Annotated in this window: 13 protein-coding genes and 1 tRNA gene; 10 read left to right on the top strand and 4 right to left on the bottom strand. The window is 31.9% G+C overall.

What is annotated here, in order from left to right:
• Positions 1–8: 8 nt before the first annotated feature.
• From ACZ451_RS07920 to arsM, 6 genes are all read left to right on the top strand, one after another.
• On the top strand, positions 9–2,633 hold the full coding sequence (locus ACZ451_RS07920) for a glycoside hydrolase family 2 TIM barrel-domain containing protein (protein ID WP_464216580.1): 2,625 nt from the start codon (positions 9–11) through the stop codon (positions 2,631–2,633).
• Between the two features lie 368 nt (positions 2,634–3,001).
• Positions 3,002–3,925, top strand: coding sequence for a hypothetical protein (locus tag ACZ451_RS07915; protein WP_464216579.1), 924 nt, complete (start codon positions 3,002–3,004; stop codon positions 3,923–3,925).
• A gap of 46 nt (positions 3,926–3,971) precedes the next feature.
• A complete protein-coding gene (locus tag ACZ451_RS07910; RefSeq protein WP_464216578.1) occupies positions 3,972–5,087 on the top strand; it encodes a DUF6688 domain-containing protein in 1,116 nt (371 codons plus the stop codon).
• A gap of 283 nt (positions 5,088–5,370) precedes the next feature.
• Positions 5,371–5,991: a TIGR04282 family arsenosugar biosynthesis glycosyltransferase gene (locus ACZ451_RS07905; RefSeq protein ID WP_464216577.1), complete on the top strand. Its 621-nt coding sequence runs from the start codon at positions 5,371–5,373 to the stop codon at positions 5,989–5,991.
• A complete protein-coding gene (locus tag ACZ451_RS07900; protein WP_464216576.1) occupies positions 5,988–6,803 on the top strand; it encodes a purine-nucleoside phosphorylase in 816 nt (271 codons plus the stop codon). Before ACZ451_RS07905 ends, ACZ451_RS07900 begins: the two co-directional genes overlap by 4 nt.
• 10 nt (positions 6,804–6,813) lie before the next feature.
• Positions 6,814–7,779, top strand: a complete 966-nt coding sequence (arsM, locus tag ACZ451_RS07895; RefSeq protein WP_464216574.1) for an arsenosugar biosynthesis arsenite methyltransferase ArsM — start codon at positions 6,814–6,816, stop codon at positions 7,777–7,779.
• A gap of 625 nt (positions 7,780–8,404) precedes the next feature.
• On the opposite strand, the gene ACZ451_RS07890 is transcribed toward arsM, so the two are convergent.
• The 3 genes from ACZ451_RS07890 to ACZ451_RS07880 are packed head-to-tail and all read right to left on the bottom strand — an operon-like array spanning position 8,405 to position 14,982.
• Positions 8,405–9,916 (bottom strand): hypothetical protein, encoded by a 1,512-nt coding sequence (locus ACZ451_RS07890; RefSeq protein WP_464216573.1) that lies wholly within the window; start codon positions 9,914–9,916, stop codon positions 8,405–8,407.
• A 16-nt stretch (positions 9,917–9,932) separates the two neighbouring features.
• Positions 9,933–11,795, bottom strand: coding sequence for a RagB/SusD family nutrient uptake outer membrane protein (locus ACZ451_RS07885; protein WP_464216572.1), 1,863 nt, complete (start codon positions 11,793–11,795; stop codon positions 9,933–9,935).
• Between the two features lie 10 nt (positions 11,796–11,805).
• Positions 11,806–14,982 (bottom strand): SusC/RagA family TonB-linked outer membrane protein, encoded by a 3,177-nt coding sequence (locus tag ACZ451_RS07880; RefSeq protein WP_464216571.1) that lies wholly within the window; start codon positions 14,980–14,982, stop codon positions 11,806–11,808.
• A 557-nt stretch (positions 14,983–15,539) separates the two neighbouring features.
• On the opposite strand from ACZ451_RS07880, the gene ACZ451_RS07875 reads away from it, so the two are divergent.
• Complete coding sequence (locus ACZ451_RS07875; RefSeq protein WP_464216570.1) at positions 15,540–15,761, top strand: hypothetical protein; 222 nt, start codon at positions 15,540–15,542, stop codon at positions 15,759–15,761.
• Positions 15,762–16,229: 468 nt separating this feature from the next.
• On the opposite strand, the gene ACZ451_RS07870 is transcribed toward ACZ451_RS07875, so the two are convergent.
• A tRNA-Leu gene (locus ACZ451_RS07870) sits at positions 16,230–16,309 on the bottom strand.
• A 143-nt stretch (positions 16,310–16,452) separates the two neighbouring features.
• Here ACZ451_RS07870 and ACZ451_RS07865 point away from each other — a divergent pair.
• From ACZ451_RS07865 to pth, 3 genes are all read left to right on the top strand, one after another.
• Positions 16,453–17,394, top strand: coding sequence for a ribose-phosphate pyrophosphokinase (locus ACZ451_RS07865; protein WP_464216569.1), 942 nt, complete (start codon positions 16,453–16,455; stop codon positions 17,392–17,394).
• A gap of 24 nt (positions 17,395–17,418) precedes the next feature.
• Complete coding sequence (locus tag ACZ451_RS07860; RefSeq protein WP_464216568.1) at positions 17,419–18,045, top strand: 50S ribosomal protein L25/general stress protein Ctc; 627 nt, start codon at positions 17,419–17,421, stop codon at positions 18,043–18,045.
• Positions 18,046–18,121: 76 nt separating this feature from the next.
• On the top strand, positions 18,122–18,751 hold the full coding sequence (gene pth, locus ACZ451_RS07855; RefSeq protein ID WP_464216567.1) for an aminoacyl-tRNA hydrolase: 630 nt from the start codon (positions 18,122–18,124) through the stop codon (positions 18,749–18,751).
• Positions 18,752–18,765 lie beyond the last annotated feature (14 nt).

Below are 18,765 nucleotides of genomic sequence, written 5' to 3'. Positions count from 1 at the left end.
ACAGCATCATGAAATATTTATATCAACTATTCGGAATTTTATTATTGATTTCTTCGTGTTCTCAAGAACCAAAAATGGTTAGAAGCACTGAAGATTTTAATTATGATTGGAAATTTAATCTCGGAGATAGTGATACAGCACATGAAGTTGTTTTTGATGATTCTAGTTGGGAAACTTTAAATGTTCCTCATGATTGGAGTATAGAAAAAGGCTATCAAAAAGAAGGAGACGTAGCAAGTAGTACTGGTTTTGTTCCAGGAGGAATTGGTTGGTATAGAAAAGCGTTTGCTTTAAATGAAATAGATAAAGGAAAACAAATTAGTATTCTTTTTGATGGTGTTTACAATAATTCTACAGTATGGATTAACGGACATTTATTAGGCACACGCCCTAACGGCTATATTTCTTTTGTTTATAACCTTAGCAATTATTTAAAATACGATGGCTCACCAAATATTGTAGCGGTAAAAGTAGATCATTCTGCATATGTAGACTCTAGATGGTACACTGGCTCTGGAATATACAGAAATGTAAGATTAATAAAAAAAGACCCATTACATATTGCGCAATGGGGTGTACAGATTACAACACCAAAGGTTAGTAAAACATCGGCAGCTATTCAAATAAAAACACAATTAGAAGATAGTAATCCTGCTGACGGAAAAAAAATTACGATTCAATATTCAGTTTTAGATAGTAAAAAAGAAGTATTACTAACAGAAACTAAAAAAGTAACTCAATTAGTAGCTACTGCAACATTAACCTTAAACGACCCAAAATTATGGTCTATTGAGACTCCAAACCGTTATCAGTTAGAAGTAAAGGTATTTGAAAATGATAAACTTGTTGATAACAGCACTGAAACTTTTGGGATTAGAACTTTTAATTTTGATGCTAATACTGGTTTTTCTTTAAATGGAAAACAGATGAAAATTAAAGGCGTTAATCTTCATCATGATGCGGGTGCTGTAGGAGCAGCGGCACCAAAAGCTATTTGGGAATATCGCATGAAAAAATTAAAATCTATTGGTACAAATGCAGTTCGGTTTGCACATAACCCCCATGCCCCAGAGCTATTAGAAGTTTGTGATGAGATTGGGCTTTTAGTAATGAATGAAGCTTTTGATGAATGGTCTAATCCCAAAGGAAAAAGTAAAGTTTATTTGGGTGATAATGCTGCGTCTGGAGTATCTAAAAAAAATACAATCATAACAGATCCAAGTCAAACATCACAAGATAATAACTTAAAAAAACCAGCTATAGATCCATCTCTAGGCTATCCTGAAGTTTTTAATGAATGGGCAGAGCGCGATTTAAAAGATTTAATCCGAAGAGATTTTAACCATCCATCAGTATTTATGTGGAGTATAGGAAATGAAATAGAATGGACTTACCCACATTATTCTAAAACGTATAATGACGTTAATACAGATTCTGATGCGGGTAGTTATGAATACATCCCAATTTATGATGCTAAAAAAATTAAAACTGCTTTTGAAAAAAATATAGATGGTGTAGATCCATTAGTTGCCACGGCAAGAAAATTAGTAAAATGGGTGAAAGAAGAAGATACCACTAGACCTACTATCTGTGGTAGTGTTTTGCCATCTATAGGCATGGTTAGTGGCTACGGAAATGCCGTAGATGTATATGGTTTTAATTACAGGCAAGCAGATTATGATATTGCACATAAAACCTATCCAGATTTAAAGATTTTAGGCTCTGAGAACTGGGGAGATTATGGGGAATGGAAAAGTGTAAACGAGCGCGATTTTGTTGCTGGTGTTTTCTCTTGGACCGGATTTGCCTACCTAGGAGAAGCAGGACCATGGCCTAGAAAAGGCTTAAACATTTCGTTTTTTGACTATGCAGGTTTTAAAACTCCAAGAGGGCATTTTTACGAAACTTTATGGAAAAAAGCTCCTAAAGTATATGCTGTGACTACACCAGCAAGCACATCAGAATTTTCTTTTTCGGAAAAAGAAGGTTGGAAATTTAATATGCAATTAACGCCTCCTCCTGTTTGGAATAAGTTGCGTTTATGGGAATGGTACAAAGTAAACGAAAAATGGAATTATAAAGATAATGAAGCTATTGTTGTACAAACCTACACAAATTGCGAAGAGGCAGAGTTATTCTTAAACGGAAAGTCTTTAGGAAAACAACAATTAAAATCTGTTTTAGAAACAGATCATATTATAAAATGGCTCGTTCCTTATACTAAAGGAGAATTAAAAGTAGTAGGCTATAACAAAGGAATTAAAGCCGATGAGTACATTTTAAAATCTCAAGAAAAAATTTCTGAAATAAAAATGTCAGCTAATAAAAATACTATAAGTGCTGATGGTTACGATGTTTCAGTGATTACTATAAACCTTTTAGATCAAAATGGAACACTAGTTACGGATAAGGATACTAAAATTGCTTTCTCAATTACTGGTGAAGGAAAAAATATTGGAGTTGATAATGGCTGGGAAATGAATGTACAAGCCCATAAAAGCAATGAAATTATTACGCATAATGGAAAAGCAATCTTATTACTGCAATCTACTAAAAACAAAGGAGATATTACTGTAGAAGCAGCGTTAGAAGGTGCTAGTATTACAAATACAATAGCAGTGTCTTCCAATTAAAATAACCTGAATTTAGGTTTTAGAGAGTATTCTGTGCTTTAATATCCAGAAAACAATATGTTTTATTTACCTGAAAACAGTGATTACATAAGCCTCAAATCTTGACTATTTTTACAAAAAAATATGAAAGACAATGGTTTTATGATCAACTAAACGGATTATATAAAAGATGGTAAAAAGTGAGGTTCAATAATAATTAGGATTTCTCTTATTAAGAAACAAGTTTTTAAACTCTATTACTAAATTAATCAGTGAAATAAATATTCCTAGGATAAACTGCTTGTAGATAATAGCTATAATTATTACCGATGATTATATCATTTGAAGTTTAGTTTAATTTCCCTAATTTTTAAAAAAACATTAAACAAATGATCTTAAAAAAGATATTGTTAGTAGTTTTAACACTTAGCACAACAGTTTTGTTTTCTCAAAATAAATCTAATTTAAGAAGTCTATTGTTAGAAAGTATACATCCTTGCTATTCTAATTTACTTGAAGGATACGATGAAGGAGAAAAAACAAGCGTTTTTGATGGAAAAGTCAATATTGATGATACGGCCAACGGATATATAAGTGTTTCTGGAGAATACCCAACTTGTGGTTGTTATTGTTCTAATATTGCTGGAGGGTTTAAACAGGCAGATGGCAATTATACTATTTTAGTGAATGAAGAATGGGGATGTGAAACAAAGTCTGTTTTTCGTTCTAACAGAAACTTAGTTGATATCTTTCCTGAAGAATTTGGTATTTATGATTTTATTCCACAGCAATCCTTATCAAATTTTACATTAAACACTGAGGTTTTTAAATTAAAAGTTGAAATACCCAGAAAAGGAACAGATATAAAAGTGTCATTAGAACTCATCCCTTTTGGGATAAATAAAGCTTCAAAAAATATTTTAACAAATCAATATGAAGAGAACATATCTGAGAACAAATATATTTATGGCTTAAGAACAATTATTGAAAATATTAATAATGAAGATACTATTGGTTTTTTACTCAACAAGCAATTTGAAAAAATAAATACCATAGACTTAAAAATTATTGAAAAAGAAATTAAATTAAAAGACTCTTATAAATTTAATGATATTATTGAGGTTTCAGCAGAATTAAAGAAATTAAAAACCATCTATAATTTATATAAAACAATTAAATATCAGTACATTATATTAAGTTGGAATAGAACTAAAAGCAAATTTTACAGTAAAGAAAAAGTTGATGCTATTAACAAAGTTTCTTTTAAAGCTTTTATCTTAAATAGTCCATTTTGGACTGGTCCTAAATGCTAATAATTTCATTGCAATTAGATAACAATGATCAATTAAAATAATGGAAATGATTATATTCTTACTTTTAGGTCTCCCCTCTATTTTACTTGTACTAGATTTTGTGCGGTATTTAATTACAGGAAAAAGGCTTTACCACATTGTAATATATCGCATTATAGAGCTTGTAGCAATTATAGCTTTTCCTTTATGTTATCTAATAATAGTAGATGAAAAAACAAATAATTGTTGTAGTGATAGTGCCACTTTCTCTCCACAACATAAACTCACCATATATGCTCTAATTGGAATAGTAACGCTAGCTTATATTATTTCAACCTTTAAAAAAAATATTATTAGCCCTTTAGTAGAAACAACAATCAATTCTTTGTTACTAGGTGGCATTATTTTAAATATAAGTATCGCTATACAAGTTACACAACCGCTGTGGTTAATAGGAAACCTACCTATTATCTTATTATTTGTTTTTGAATTGATTAAAAATCAGAAAAAAATAGCAGCATATAGTTTGGCTTTTGACTATAATACTTTAAACCAAATAGAGCGATTTTCATGGGATTTATTAAACTCTAAATTAATTTATAAAATACCCATCTTATGCATTTTGTGCCTCCCTTTACTCATTATAGTATCCAGTTTTTTAATGCTTTTTGGTCAAAAACCTGATTCCATTATTAGGGTTTTTACAGACACATATAAGCATGGTTTTTCTCAATTAGACCACTTATGTGATAATGTACACTGTGGCGGCCATTTTCTGTGCTCTGTTGGGGCAAATGGACATAAGAAAATTGTAAAACCCCTTAGGTACGGAGAAAGAAGAGGGCATAAAATTATTTGTACTAGACAGCTTTTAATTTCTAATGCATTTGAAGAGCTTATAGAGGAAAAGCTACCTAAAACACATAAGCTCATCAGAAAAAACTACAATAAAGTAGGCAACCAAATACATCGTTATTATAGCATTTTTAATTTAAAAATTGTTTCAGACTTTATATATATCGTTATGAAACCTTTAGAATGGCTCTTCCTTATTACACTTTATACTTTTGATCAAAAGCCAGAAAATAGAATAGCCAGACAGTACCTAAATGCTTCCGAACGTAAACAAATAGATGCTGAATTTACAGTACATCATACTACCTCTATTTTATCTCAAAAATAATAGTCTATCTGTTTATCAGGTATATTTTAAAAACAGTTTTAAGATACTATAGATTTTCTAATACAGCATTTGGATTAAAACATATTCTAAAATCATTGTATTAAAAATTGTAATGCAAAAAATTAAAAATTACTACAAACATCAATTTTTAACAGATATAAGAGTATTCTATATATTTGCATCTTAAAAAAACTTTAAAAAAAGGCTTATAAAAGTAAGTTATCAACTTATAAAATGACAAATACTAAACAATTCATAAACTATAATTTTAAAACATTAGCATTTGAATTCTAAAAACCTTCTTCTCATTTTTACGAGAAACCCAGAACTAGGTAAATGTAAGACTAGACTAGCATCAAAAGTTGGTGATGGCATAGCCTTAGATATCTATAAGTTTTTACTAAACCATACCGTTACCATAACAGAAAATTTATCGGTTAAAAAGGAGGTTTACTATTCTGAACAAATCTGGCAAGATGATATTTGGGATAATACCATATATCAGAAAAAAATACAAGAAGGAAACGATTTAGGAGAGCGAATAGATAATGCATTTAAAAAAGGATTTGCCGCTGGTTTTGAAAAAATTATAGTAATTGGTAGTGATATGTTTGATTTGTCTGAAGCAGCTATAGAAAATGCATTTGAGCAACTTCATCATTCTGATGCGGTTGTAGGGCCTGCAGAAGATGGTGGCTATTACCTTTTAGGAATGAATGTTTATGAGCCAACTATCTTTAAAAATAAAGCATGGGGAACAGCAAGTGTGCTTAAAGACACTTTAAATGATTTAAAAAAGTATAACGTTGCACTTTTAGAAACTAAGAATGATATTGATTTATATGAAGATATAAAGGATATAGAAGCTTTTTCTCCTTTTTTAAAAAACATTGAAATAATATGACAAACAAACAGCTACAAGAATCTACAGATTATTTAATTAGCAAAGGTTTTGATGCTCCAGAAATAGGAATTGTTTTAGGAACTGGTTTAGGGAAATTAGCGCAAGAAATTGAAAACCCCATAGAAGCACATTACAATCATATTCCGTTTTTTCCTCTTGCTACTGTTGAATTTCATTCTGGAAAATTAATTTACGGTTCTTTTGAAGGCAAAAAAGTTGTAGTAATGCAAGGGCGCTTCCACATCTATGAAGGTTATGATTTAATGGATGTTACCTACCCTATTCGTGTAATGCACCAATTAGGAATTAAAAAATTATTTGTTTCTAATGCTGCTGGCGCTATTAATTTAGATTATAAAAAAGGGGATATCATGCTTATTGAAGATCATATAAACCTCCAGGGAGGATCTCCATTAGCCTTTAAAAATGTAAGTGAATTTGGGAGCAGGTTTACAGACATGAGCGAGCCATATGACCTTGATATGCGTCAAAAATTAATTACTATAGCCAAAAAAGAGAATATCTCTTTACAAAAAGGAGTTTATGCCTCTGTAGTTGGTCCTCAATTGGAAACCAAAGCAGAGTATAGAATGTTAAAAATTATAGGTGCAGATGCGGTAGGTATGAGTACTGTACCAGAAATTATTGTTGCCAATCACCTAGATTTGCCAGTGGTTGCCGTATCTGTTTTAACAGATGAATGTGACCCCGATCATCTAGAACCTGTAAATATTCAAGAAATTATAGAAATTGCGGGTACTACAGAACCAAAAATGGTAAAATTATTTAGAGAATTAATAAAACAGTTATAAAGAAAAAGTTATGAGTTATTTAGAAGCTACAAACGATTTATATAAAGAAGCGGCATTAACCCCCGATGTAGGATTGTGTTGTACAACCAATCCTGTTTGGCAATTTCCAGGGCTTTCTATCCCTACCATAATGCAAGAAATGAACTATGGTTGCGGAAGTACTGTTTCTGCGCAAGATTTGATAAACAACCCTAAAGTATTGTACGTAGGTGTTGGTGGTGGTATGGAATTACTTCAATTCTCTTACTTTTCTAGACAAAAAGGTGGTGTTACAGGAGTAGATGTTGTGGATGAAATGCTTGAAGCCTCAAAACAAAATTTTAAAATTGCAGAAGAAGAAAACGATTGGTTTAAAAGTGATTTTGTAAACCTAGTTAAAGGTGATGCTTTAAATCTTCCCGTTGAAGACAATAGTATTGATGTGGCTGCACAAAACTGTCTTTTTAATATCTTTAAAGCAGAAGATTTAAAAAAAGCAGTATCAGAAATGTACCGCGTTTTAAAACCGCATGGGCGTTTGGTAATGAGCGACCCAACTTGTGAGCAACCTATGAATGACGAGTTGCGAAATGATGACAGACTCAGAGCATTGTGTTTAAGTGGTAGTATTTCTATTGCTGATTATGTAAAAGCATTAACAGATGCTGGTTTTGGAACCATAGAAATTAGAGCTAGGAAATCGTACCGAGTACTCTCTCCCAACCATTACCCAACAGATGAATTAATCTTTATAGAATCAATAGAAATAGCAGCAATTAAAGATCCTATGCCAGAAGATGGGCCTTGTATTTTTACAGGAAAAACAGCCATATATTATGGCGATGAGGATTATTTTGATGATAAAAAAGGTCATGTATTAATGCAAAACCAACCTTTAGCTGTTTGCGATAAAACTGCTGCTGCGTTAGCAAAAGCAAATGATCAAATTCATATTAGTGAGAGTACTTGGCATTATAACGGTGGAGGTTGTTGTTAAAAATAGCACAAAAATTTAAGTATTTAGTTGCTAGAGCCTGTTGATTGATTATGATGGCTAAAAAGATTTAATACTCACTAGAGAATAGATACCTACATGTGTTTTAAAAATATTAAAAGGAGTTCTTTTTAAAAAGGTTACTAAAGATATAAATTTAAATGAAACAGATGGATGATGGTATACTTTAGCTAAGATTAACTACTATGGTGATTTAGATCGTTTAGCTGGATGTTTTTTAATAAAATGAAATACAGCACTTTAATTTAGTAAATGTCTTGTTTTTTTAAATAAAGAAACTTGAATTCTTAACTCAATTTTACATTAAATAACTATATTATTAAATCTTAATCATAACACTTTAAACCTTTAATTTAAAGTACGAGTAACATACACATTATTAAATTGTATCGTCTAGAATAAAATTTACTTGGTAAAGATATGACACCCCTTTGTTATAAACATCAAATCTAATTTTAACCCAGAACTATTATCTGCCAAATAAAAAATACACTTATTTTAAGCAATTAATAGCTGAAAAAAAATATTTTTCTCTACATAATTAAATATAAAAAGGGCTGTTTAAGTAAAAAATAAACAGCCCTTTTAAATTCAAAATGTATTTTTACTATTCTTCTATTCGCTCTATCACAAAATTATCTAAACGAATTAGTAAAGGATCAATACCTGCAGCTGTAATAATTTGGAATTGTATACGTCCAGAATAATCATCTGGAGTTACAGTTCCTCCATTAGCACCTAAAACTGGTATTGTAAATGTATGCCATTGACCATCTCTCATTAAAGCGTTTGGACCGATAAACTGTCTAAAGGCGTCAAATGGTTGACCAGATCCAGTTAATCTAATATTCATTTCAGCTCCAGTCCATTCAGGAGGGATATTATAATCGAACTGCATACTTAATCTAGTACCAGGACCAGCAGCAACAACCGAACCTGCTGGTGAGAATAGTTCAAAACGACTAGAAGCAGGACCAGGAGTTGTAATACCCATAGCAAAATCACTTTCATTGTCAGCATCTACAGATTCCACTATAAGCCCCGCAGGTACAGGAAAGGGTCCCCAAACAGATCCATCCTCAAAAGTAGGGTCTGTATTTACAATTAAATTAGGGCTAAATGGAACAACAACTAAATCAGTAAAAGAAGGCGCATCAGTAAGGTCCGATGATATTAAATTTACTCTAGTATAGGTTAATGAAGCCGTTTGTGTATTTTTAATGTTCTCTGCTGGTATAACGATAATATTAGAAGCGTTATTAGGATCTAACATTATTGAATTAATCACAGCAGGGGCACCATCAACTGATAATTCAAAGGCAGAAATATCATCTAATGATGCTGGATCTAAATCTCTAGAAAAGGCTACAGTCAATTCACCGTTTTCATTTTCAATAATTTCATTTTCTACAAGTACAGGAAGTGATGAAGGAACCACTGTAAATACCCTTGCTATAGTATCTTCAGAAAAAGGTGCATTAGTGAAAGCACGTAAGGTAACACCAAAAGTTCCTATTGAACCAAATCTAGTTATAACACTTTCTGCCTCTGTAGATGTTTCTATAACTACAGGTTCGCCTGATGATAAATTTACAAAAGTCCATTCAGCACTTTCTATTTCACTACTAATATTTGTAAAAATTACTTCTTGACCAGCTTCTATAATTAAATCCTCACCTGTTAATGGAATATTAACTACAAAATTAGCCACAACCTCAGGCAGGACATTAAAATTCATAGTATCAATTGCAACTGCCGCTGGATCTAAAGGATTATTAAAATTTGGAATCAATGTAACTTCTACTTCGCCTATTTGTTTAAAAATTGCTGAAAAAGATTCTCTTGTACTAGAAACATCATTACCACTCCCTAAAATATCAACTGTACTACCAGTAAAAGACCATGTTCTTCCACTTGCATCCAAAGAAATATCATTAAACGCAACAGTATCATTAATTCTTACACGAGTTACTTCGTCTCTTAAACCAAGGTTTAGACTATTAAGTGCACTAGCAATTCCCGAACCTGTATTTGGTTCTTCATACTCAAAAGTTGTACATGAAAACACTAGAGTTATCATTACAACTAATGTGAGGATATATTTATATATTATTTTCATAGTATTAAATTTAAAATTAGTTTCCTCCTAATGAAGGGTTTTGTATTACTTCTGCTGAAGGGATAGGATAAAAGAAGTCATCTTCAGTAAAATTCATAGTTCTATCATTAAAATCTCCTAAAGCATCTTCTATAGCCTCAGGCAGCATTTCAAAATTTTGCACGCCTACACTAACCTCTCCATATGTATAACCTGCTAATTCTGCAATTCTATCTACAGTCCCCCCTATGGAAGCTGGTCTTCTTCTAAGATCTTGCCAATTAATATCTCTACCCTCGCCTGCAAACTCAGCTGGGCGTTCTTTATTAAATAAATGACGTATTATGTTAGTTGCTGTTAAAGCTTGAGGCTCTATTAAAAGTCCTGGGGCATCTTCTTCTAAAGCCTCAATTATTTCCATAGACTCCATTTCTGTGGCATCAGGAAATGTATTCTTTATAATAGGTGGCACATCTACTCCAGCAAATAACCTTTCTAAAGTTACTAATCCTGATCTCTGTCTTACTTGATTTATATAAATTAATGCTTCTGCTACACCTGCATCACTTTCATCTCTTAAGACTGCTTCTGCGTACATTAGAAGCACATCTGCATAACGTATAACCCTTTCATTAATTCCTGAGTTAAATGTTTCTGCATCCCTATCAAAATTTGTAAACTTTTTAACTAAACCTCTAGCATTTACTCTAACTAAGTTTTGTGTAGGTCTTTGATAATATAAAGTACCATCACCTTCGTATACTAGAGAAGCTTCACTCCTTAGAGAATTTCTTCTTGTTGGCAACACATCAATAAATGCAGCATTAACATCATCAGTTTCTGCGATGTCGTAATCTTCTCCAAAAATAATTTGAGGATTCGTAAGATTTATGTTTAAAGTAGTATCGACAACTTCATTACGATATAGACTAGTGATGAAATGTGTAGCAAAGATATTACCTACACCTCCATTACCTCTATTCCAACTTCTACTTCTTAAAGTAGATTCATCAGGATTTCCTCCTTCACCATCACCAAAAGCTCCATCATCTATTATATTAGCAAAAAACTGAGCTTCAAAAATAGATTCAGAATTAAATTCTCCTGCTTCTGTAAAATTATCAGCAATATTTTCCACTAAACTATACTCACCAGAATTGATAACTTTTAAAAATTCAATTTTAGCATTTTCAAAATCTTCTTCATACAAGTATACTTTACCTAGCATGGCTGTTGCAGCACCCCATGTTACTCTTCCTTCTGAATTTTCAGCACTCCAATTTAATCTTCCTTCTAAATTGGTTTGTGCTATTGTAAAATCTTCAAAAATCTGCGCATATACTGTAGCCCTATCTGAAAGACCTAATCTTGACTCCTCCAAACCTGCAGCAGCTGTAGTAGGCAAAATTATACTTCCTTCATTATAAGATGTTGCTAACCAAAAGAAAGCCAAACCACGCAGAAAACGTGCTTCTCCTAAAATTTCTCTTTTTGCTGTCTCATCCATATCAATATCTGGAACGTTTTCTAAAACTTGGTTAGCTCTAAAAATTAATTGATAAGCATCTTCCCATATTGCCTGAATAGTTGGATTTGTTGCATCAACAAGAGCAAAATCTACTTGGATATTTGCAGCTTCTCTATTTACATTACCTACTTTACCAATTTCTGAACGTAATCCAAAATTAGTAACGGATGCCTCTCCCATATTTCCATTAAACTGTAAGGCACTATATACCGAAAAAATACCTGCTTCTGCATCTCGCTGATTTTGCCAAAAATTATCAGCATTTAAAGCGTTTCTATTTTCAACCTCTAAAAAATCTGTATCATCATCACTACAACTTAAAAGACTTATAATGAATGTGAATAACGTTATGTATATTATTTTTTGTTTCATAATTTAACTATTAAAATCCTATTTGTAAACCAATTCTACCAGAGCCTGTAATAGGTGTAAAACCTCTATCTAAACCTTTTGAAAACAAACCATCTCCACCAACTTCTGGATCAAAACCAGAATAATCTGTAATGGTAAGTAGGTTAGATGCCGCAATATATATTCTAAATTTAGAAAAACCTATCCTATCTAATGCATCTTTAGGAATATTATATCCTAATTGTATGTTTCTTAATCTAATATAGTCGCCGTCTTCCAAGAAAAAATCTGAAAAAGGTATTGATTCTCCCGTAAGTTGTCTCTGAATAGGAATATCTGAAGTTGTGTTAGATGGAGTAAAAGCAAACAATTGATCTCTATGGTTACTTGAATCAAAAGCTAAAGCTTTAGGTCCGTTATAAACTTTGCTTCCAAAAGATCCAAACCAACTCATGTTAAAGTCAAAATTTTTGTAAGATGTGTTAAAATTTAAACCTATTTCAAAATCTGGTGTATTGTTACCAGCAAACTGCCTGTCATTGGTTAAATCTATATCTCCATCTCCATTAGCATCTACAAATCTAAGATCTCCAACTTCTGCACCCTCAACAATTGAACCACCAAAATTTTCTTGATAAGCTTGTAACTCTTCATCAGTACGTATAATACCAGCTGTAGGCACTAGGAAAAAAGCACCTGCTTGGAAACCTTCTCTTGCAAAATTAACAGGATCATTTGGCAATCTGTTGTTACCTGGGGTAATTCTTTCTCCTGTAATTTGTGATGATGAACCAAATAACTCAGTCACTTCGTTTCTGTTTGTAGTAAATACACCATTAAGTCCCCATTTAAAATCTCCTTTACGATCTCTATAACCTGCAGAAATTTCAACACCTTTATTAGTAAGCTCACCCACGTTAGTCGCGATAGTAGCTGGATTTCCACCATTAGGAGGTAAAACCCCTGAAGAACTTGGTACTGGCAACAATAGTAACAAATTTTCTTTTTTTACATCATAATATTCTGCGGTAACTGTAAAGGCAGAATCAAACAATGATAAATCTACACCAAAATTGCTATTTACACTTGTTTCCCATTGCAAATTTTGATTAAATATTGCTGTTTGGTTAAGTCCGTTTACGACATTACCATTTGTTCCTAATGGAACATTAAGATTATTATTAATTAATCTTGATGTTCTAAAAGCACCAATATTTTGATTACCTACTTCACCATAACTGGCTCTTAGTTTAAAATCATTAATGAAAGACAAAGCCTCAGAATTTTTAAAGAAACCTTCTCTTGTTATTGACCAAGCTGCAGAAATTCCACCAAAAGTTTCAAATCTAAACTCTGGTTGAAAATTACTAGAACCGTCTCTACGAATATTAGCTCTTATTAAATATCTTCCATCAAAATCGTAACCTACAGAACCAAGTAAACTAAAAAGATTACTTGGAGCTACATTTCCTTGTACTGTAATGTTTTCAGCGTCTATTGCCTGATCAATTGTTGGTATAGGATCGTTAGATCTAAACTCTCTTACATCTGTTCTAGTCGTATTAAATGTACGCTGTTCTGCTGTAACACCCCCTAATAAAGATAGGTTATGTTTTCCAAATTTTTTCTTATAATCAAGAATACCCTCTAAGGTTCCTTGCTCAAACAAACTTGTCCTTTCTGTTAATTGAGAAATGGCTTGGATAGCTCTATTAGGGATAAGCTCACCTGTATCTTCATCTACAAAACGAAAACCAGGTCTAAAAAAAGTACTCTCACTATCATTTCTACTACCACTTAAATTTACTCTTGCATTTAAACCGTCTAAAATTTCGTATCTAAATTGCAACGCTATACTTGCCGTGTTAGAACGTCTTGTACTCGTTTCTTGTAATTTTCTAAGAATATTTCCTAAAATATTAAATTGGTCTCGACCACCTGTTACTGAATTACCATTTTCAATTCTATCTGGACCAGCTTCAGTAGCAGGAGAAGTTATAGCATCATATAGTATTGCCCATGGCTCTCTATTTGAAAAATCTCTACTTAAAAATACACTTGTAAATAATGAAAATTTCCCTTTTTTGAAGTTGTTATTCAAACGAATATTTGTACGTCTAAAATCACTATTTGCAAAAACACCATCTTGATTTATATGATCTAAAACTAAACTAAAATTAGCATTATCAGCTCCACCGGAAAGTCTAGCATTATAATTTCGGGTTAAAGCATTATTATTCACAACAAAACTTTGCCAATCTGTGTTATTATCTAAAGCATTTGGATTTGTTACAAATACACCAGTAGCTGCAAAAGACTGCCTGTTATTTTCAACAATCTGTCTATTTAATGCAATATACTCTGGAGTTGTTAACGTTGGTACACTAGATGTAATTCTATTAACTGAAGTAAATGTACTAAACTCTGCTCTTAAAGGACCAGACTTAGCTCTTTTGGTAGTAATAATAATAACACCATTACCAGCACGAACTCCATAAATTGCAGTTGTAGCTGCATCTTTTAAAACCTCAATAGATTCAACTTCATTAGGACTTATGCTAGGCGGTTCAGGAAAAGGTACTCCGTCTACTATATACAGTGGACCTAAAGCATTATCATTAGGATTAATTTGTCCCGCAAGCGGATCCAAATCAGCAGTACCTGTACTTGTTAATGAATTTGTCCCCCTAATCTGAACGTTTATACGAGCTCCTGGCGCACCACTAACAGCTTGTACATTCACCCCAGCTATTTGGCCTTGTAACGCTTCAGCAAAATTAGTTACCGACTGTCTTTCTAACACTTCTTGTTTTACAGAACTAATAGCTCCGGAAATTTCTCTTTTCCTTTGTGTTTGGTATCCTACAACTACAACTTCATCTAATTCACTAGCCGCTTCTACCAAAGTAGCATTAACAACTTTTTGTTCTGCCACTGCAATTTCTTTACTAGCAAAACCCACGTAAGTAAATACCAAAATATCAGTTGTTTTAGCATCTATAGTGTAGTTACCATCAAAATCTGACACCGCACCATTAGCAGTACCTTTAACAATTATTGTTACACCCGGCAGAGGATCTCCGTCCTCCGTGACCACTGTACCTGTAACTGGCGATGTTTGTGCTTGCACAAATCCAAATGACATGGTACAAAGCATTAATAAAATATAAGCACTCTGCTTGTATTTAAACTTTAAACTAATTTTCATAAATATTGATTTTGAGTTAGTCCAACAAATATTTGATTTAAAAGAACAATAACATGATACAAATGTTTTTTTTAATAGAACATATGTGTGAATTGTTAATTTTATTAACGTTTCCGTGGTTTCCTATCTAAAAAGACATAATTTAATATACGCTATCTCTTAGCAAAGTATAACGTTGGTTTGTGCTAAAACTACAATAAAAAAGTTTAAATACAACATAACAAAGAGCAAAATAAATTTATCTCTTTTTAGATTTTTTAACACATACAATTTGTAAGGAATACTAGTTCCTTACAAATTCATCTATAAACACAAAATGAGCCAGTAGCATTACTACACTTAACTTGATTTTCTTTCAAGATTTTATATTTAAAGTATAAATAATTTACGCATTTCAAAGATCAGTTTTCATTTCACAAGTTAAATTTGCTATTGTTTCTTTCAATATTGAAATTTCACTATGGCTTTAGGAAGAATATTAATGTTCTGTTCTGGCAAAATTTGAAAAATTAGCACTATCTTAAAATAGTGGAACTTGTCCTTAAATTATATATATTATGAAAAATATTTTTGCTATTCTAATTATGATTTCCTTTGTAAGTTGCTCTTCGCAAGATGAAAAGAGATCAGGTATTGACGATTTTTTAACTAATTTAAAAAATAGAGAAATAGACGATAAAATTATTATAAATAATAATTTGTATCAAAATCCCGAAGTACAATTAGATTCCGAAAAAATTGCATTTAGAGACAGCCTTTTTTCATCTAATTTATTTTAGAGACTTAATCGATAATTGTGATCAAAATATTGAAGTCCAGAGTTATGATACTCTTATAAAAGATAAAAGCATTAACATTTCCTATCAGATTGTAACAGATAACTCCTCAAACATCTTCTTTGTATTGTGCGATAAGAAAATCTTATTCCCTTTAAAAATGGAAGGAAATAAAATTAGAGGATATATGACATATACAAAGGGAAACAAGCATAAAAGACACTTCTTTAGTATGTAAGTATTGCTGTGATAATAGAAAGTAAAAGGAGTTGCCAAAGATTCTAAGGAACTTGTTAAGGCTAAAAGATTGTCAGGGTATAAATCCTCACTTTTTTATATGATTATAGCATATAATTTCAAATACAACTATGCTATATTTAAATGTTCTTATCAGTCAAAGTTGCACATTTTCGCCACCTATGTTTTACCCAACAACAAAGCCGACTCGTAAAAGTCGGCTTTTTATTTCCGTACTCGAGGTGGGAATCGAACCCACACTCCTAAGAACCGGATTTTGAATCCGGCGCGTCTACCAATTCCGCCACTCGAGCAATAAAAAAGCAAAATTATAAAATAAATATATCTTTTAACTAAAAAATTAAACATTTATACTTTAGCAAGAACATATAAATTTCTATTTTTGCACTCCAAATAATTTTCAAGATTTAAGAATCTAAAAAACAATACATTAACGATGTCATATCAATTGCCAAAACCTAAAATATTTGCTTGTACGCAAAGTGCAGTCTTAGCAGAAAAGATTGCTAAATCTTATGGCGTTGGTTTAGGCAAAGTAAGTTTTTCTAGATATAGCGATGGAGAGTTTCAACCTTCTTTTGAAGAATCGGTTAGAGGAAGACGTGTATTTATTATTGGCTCTACCAATCCTAGTTCTGAAAATTTAATGGAAATGTTATTGATGTTAGATGCCGCTAAACGTGCATCTGCTAGACATATAACAGCAGTAATGCCCTATTTTGGTTGGGCAAGGCAAGATAGAAAGGATAAACCTAGAGTTCCTATAGCAGCAAAACTTGTGGCTAAAACGTTAGAAGTTGCTGGAGCTACTAGAATTATTACAATGGATTTACACGCAGATCAAATACAAGGTTTTTTTGAAAAACCTGTTGATCATTTGTTTGCTTCTACTTTATTTTTACCTTATTTAAAAAGTTTAAATTTAGACAACTTAACCATAGCATCTCCAGATATGGGTGGTTCTAAAAGAGCTTACGCATACTCAAAAGCTTTAGAATGCGATGTTGTTATTTGCTACAAACAAAGAGCTAAAGCCAACGTAATATCACATATGGAACTTATTGGTGATGTTGAAGGAAAAAATGTAGTTTTAGTAGATGATATGGTAGATACCGCTGGAACATTAGCAAAAGCTGCTGATTTAATGATACAGAGGGGAGCTATAAGCGTTAGAGCTATAACCACACACGGTCTTTTATCTGGTGGAGCTTATGAGAAAATTCAAAATTCAAAATTATCAGAATTAATCATTACGGACTCTATTCCATCAAGAAAAGATAGTAAAAAAGTAAAAGTACTGAGTTGTGCAGATTTATTTGCAGATGTTATGAGCCGTGTGCATAACAATACATCTATTAGCTCAAAATTTTTAATGTAAATAATTAATATTTAAATATAAATAATGAAGTCAATTTCAATTACAGGATCTCAAAGAGAAAGCGTAGGCAAGAAAGCAACAAAAGCCTTACGTAATGCTGGAAAGGTTCCTTGCGTAATTTACGGAGGGGAAAAACCATTACACTTTTCAGCGGATGAATTAGCATTCAAAAAATTAGTGTATACTCCAAACGCGCACACTGTTGTGATTGATTTGGGAGATATAAAAGTAGATGCGGTTTTACAAGATATTCAATTTCACCCAGTAACTGACAAAATTTTACATATTGATTTTTATCAATTATTCAAGGACAAAGTGGTTACTATGGATATTCCGGTACAATTAGTAGGAAGCTCTCCTGGTGTAAGAAATGGTGGTCGTTTACTATTTAGAAAGCGCAAACTTGCTATAAAAGCTTTACCAGATAACTTACCTGATTTCTTTGATGTTGATATTTCAAAATTAAAAATTGGAGGAAAAGTACAAGTAGCATCTTTATTAAAAGATGAATATACTATCTTACACCCATATACTACTGTTGTTGTACAAGTTAAAGCTTCTCGTAATGCGGTTGAAGAAGACGATGAAGATGAAGTAGAAGGTGAAGAAGGTGCAGAAGCTGCTGCTCCTGAAGCTGCTGCTGCAGAGTAAAATGTTTAAAAATCATAAAAGCATCCCTTTACTACTATTGGGATGCTTTTTGTTTTTATAACTATATTACAATAATATGATATCTTTTATAAAATCAATATTTAAAACTAATAAGACCTATTTAGAGAAAACTGATACTATGAAAAAATTTTTAATTGTAGGCTTAGGTAATATAGGAGTTGAGTACGCAGAAACCAGGCATAATATTGGCTTTAAAATTCTTGATGCCTTTGCCAAAAAAGAAGATATCTCTTTTGAAACTGTAAAACTTGGTGCTATAACAAGCTTAAAATTAAAAGGAAGAAGTATTTTATTACTAAAACCATCAACCTACATGAATTTAAGTGGAAAAGCACTTAATTATTGGATGGAAAAAGAAAAAATTCCTTTAGATAATATTTTAGTAATTACTGATGATATTAATCTAGAGTTTGGAACCATTAGACTAAAAACAAAAGGAAGTAGTGGCGGACACAACGGACTAAAAGATATTCAAAACGTATTAAATACTACTAATTATAATAGGTTTAGATTTGGCGTAGGTGCTAATTTTGGAAAAGGAAGACAAGTAGATTACGTATTAGGAAAATGGAATAAAGAAGAAGAAATTGCACTAACTGAGCGTTTAGAAAAAGCAATAACGCTAATCAAATCTTTTGTTTTAGCTGGTGTTCCTACTACTATGAATACATTTAATGGCAATTAATAATATACAGCAGT

This window comes from Allocellulophaga tsushimaensis (assembly GCF_055383085.1).
This window is presented reverse-complemented; position numbering and strand designations above follow the sequence as displayed.

Bases quoted from the DNA above. Each gene is read 5' to 3' on its own strand.
- ACZ451_RS07920 (WP_464216580.1), top strand. From the start codon at position 9: ATGAAATATTTATATCAACTATTCGGAATTTTATTATTGATTTCTTCG.
- ACZ451_RS07915 (WP_464216579.1), top strand. From the start codon at position 3,002: ATGATCTTAAAAAAGATATTGTTAGTAGTTTTAACACTTAGCACAACA.
- ACZ451_RS07910 (WP_464216578.1), top strand. From the start codon at position 3,972: ATGATTATATTCTTACTTTTAGGTCTCCCCTCTATTTTACTTGTACTA.
- ACZ451_RS07900 (WP_464216576.1), top strand. From the start codon at position 5,988: ATGACAAACAAACAGCTACAAGAATCTACAGATTATTTAATTAGCAAA.
- arsM (WP_464216574.1), top strand. From the start codon at position 6,814: ATGAGTTATTTAGAAGCTACAAACGATTTATATAAAGAAGCGGCATTA.
- ACZ451_RS07890 (WP_464216573.1), bottom strand. From the start codon at position 9,916: ATGAAAATAATATATAAATATATCCTCACATTAGTTGTAATGATAACT.
- ACZ451_RS07885 (WP_464216572.1), bottom strand. From the start codon at position 11,795: ATGAAACAAAAAATAATATACATAACGTTATTCACATTCATTATAAGT.
- ACZ451_RS07880 (WP_464216571.1), bottom strand. From the start codon at position 14,982: ATGAAAATTAGTTTAAAGTTTAAATACAAGCAGAGTGCTTATATTTTA.
- ACZ451_RS07875 (WP_464216570.1), top strand. From the start codon at position 15,540: ATGAAAAATATTTTTGCTATTCTAATTATGATTTCCTTTGTAAGTTGC.
- ACZ451_RS07865 (WP_464216569.1), top strand. From the start codon at position 16,453: ATGTCATATCAATTGCCAAAACCTAAAATATTTGCTTGTACGCAAAGT.
- ACZ451_RS07860 (WP_464216568.1), top strand. From the start codon at position 17,419: ATGAAGTCAATTTCAATTACAGGATCTCAAAGAGAAAGCGTAGGCAAG.
- pth (WP_464216567.1), top strand. From the start codon at position 18,122: ATGATATCTTTTATAAAATCAATATTTAAAACTAATAAGACCTATTTA.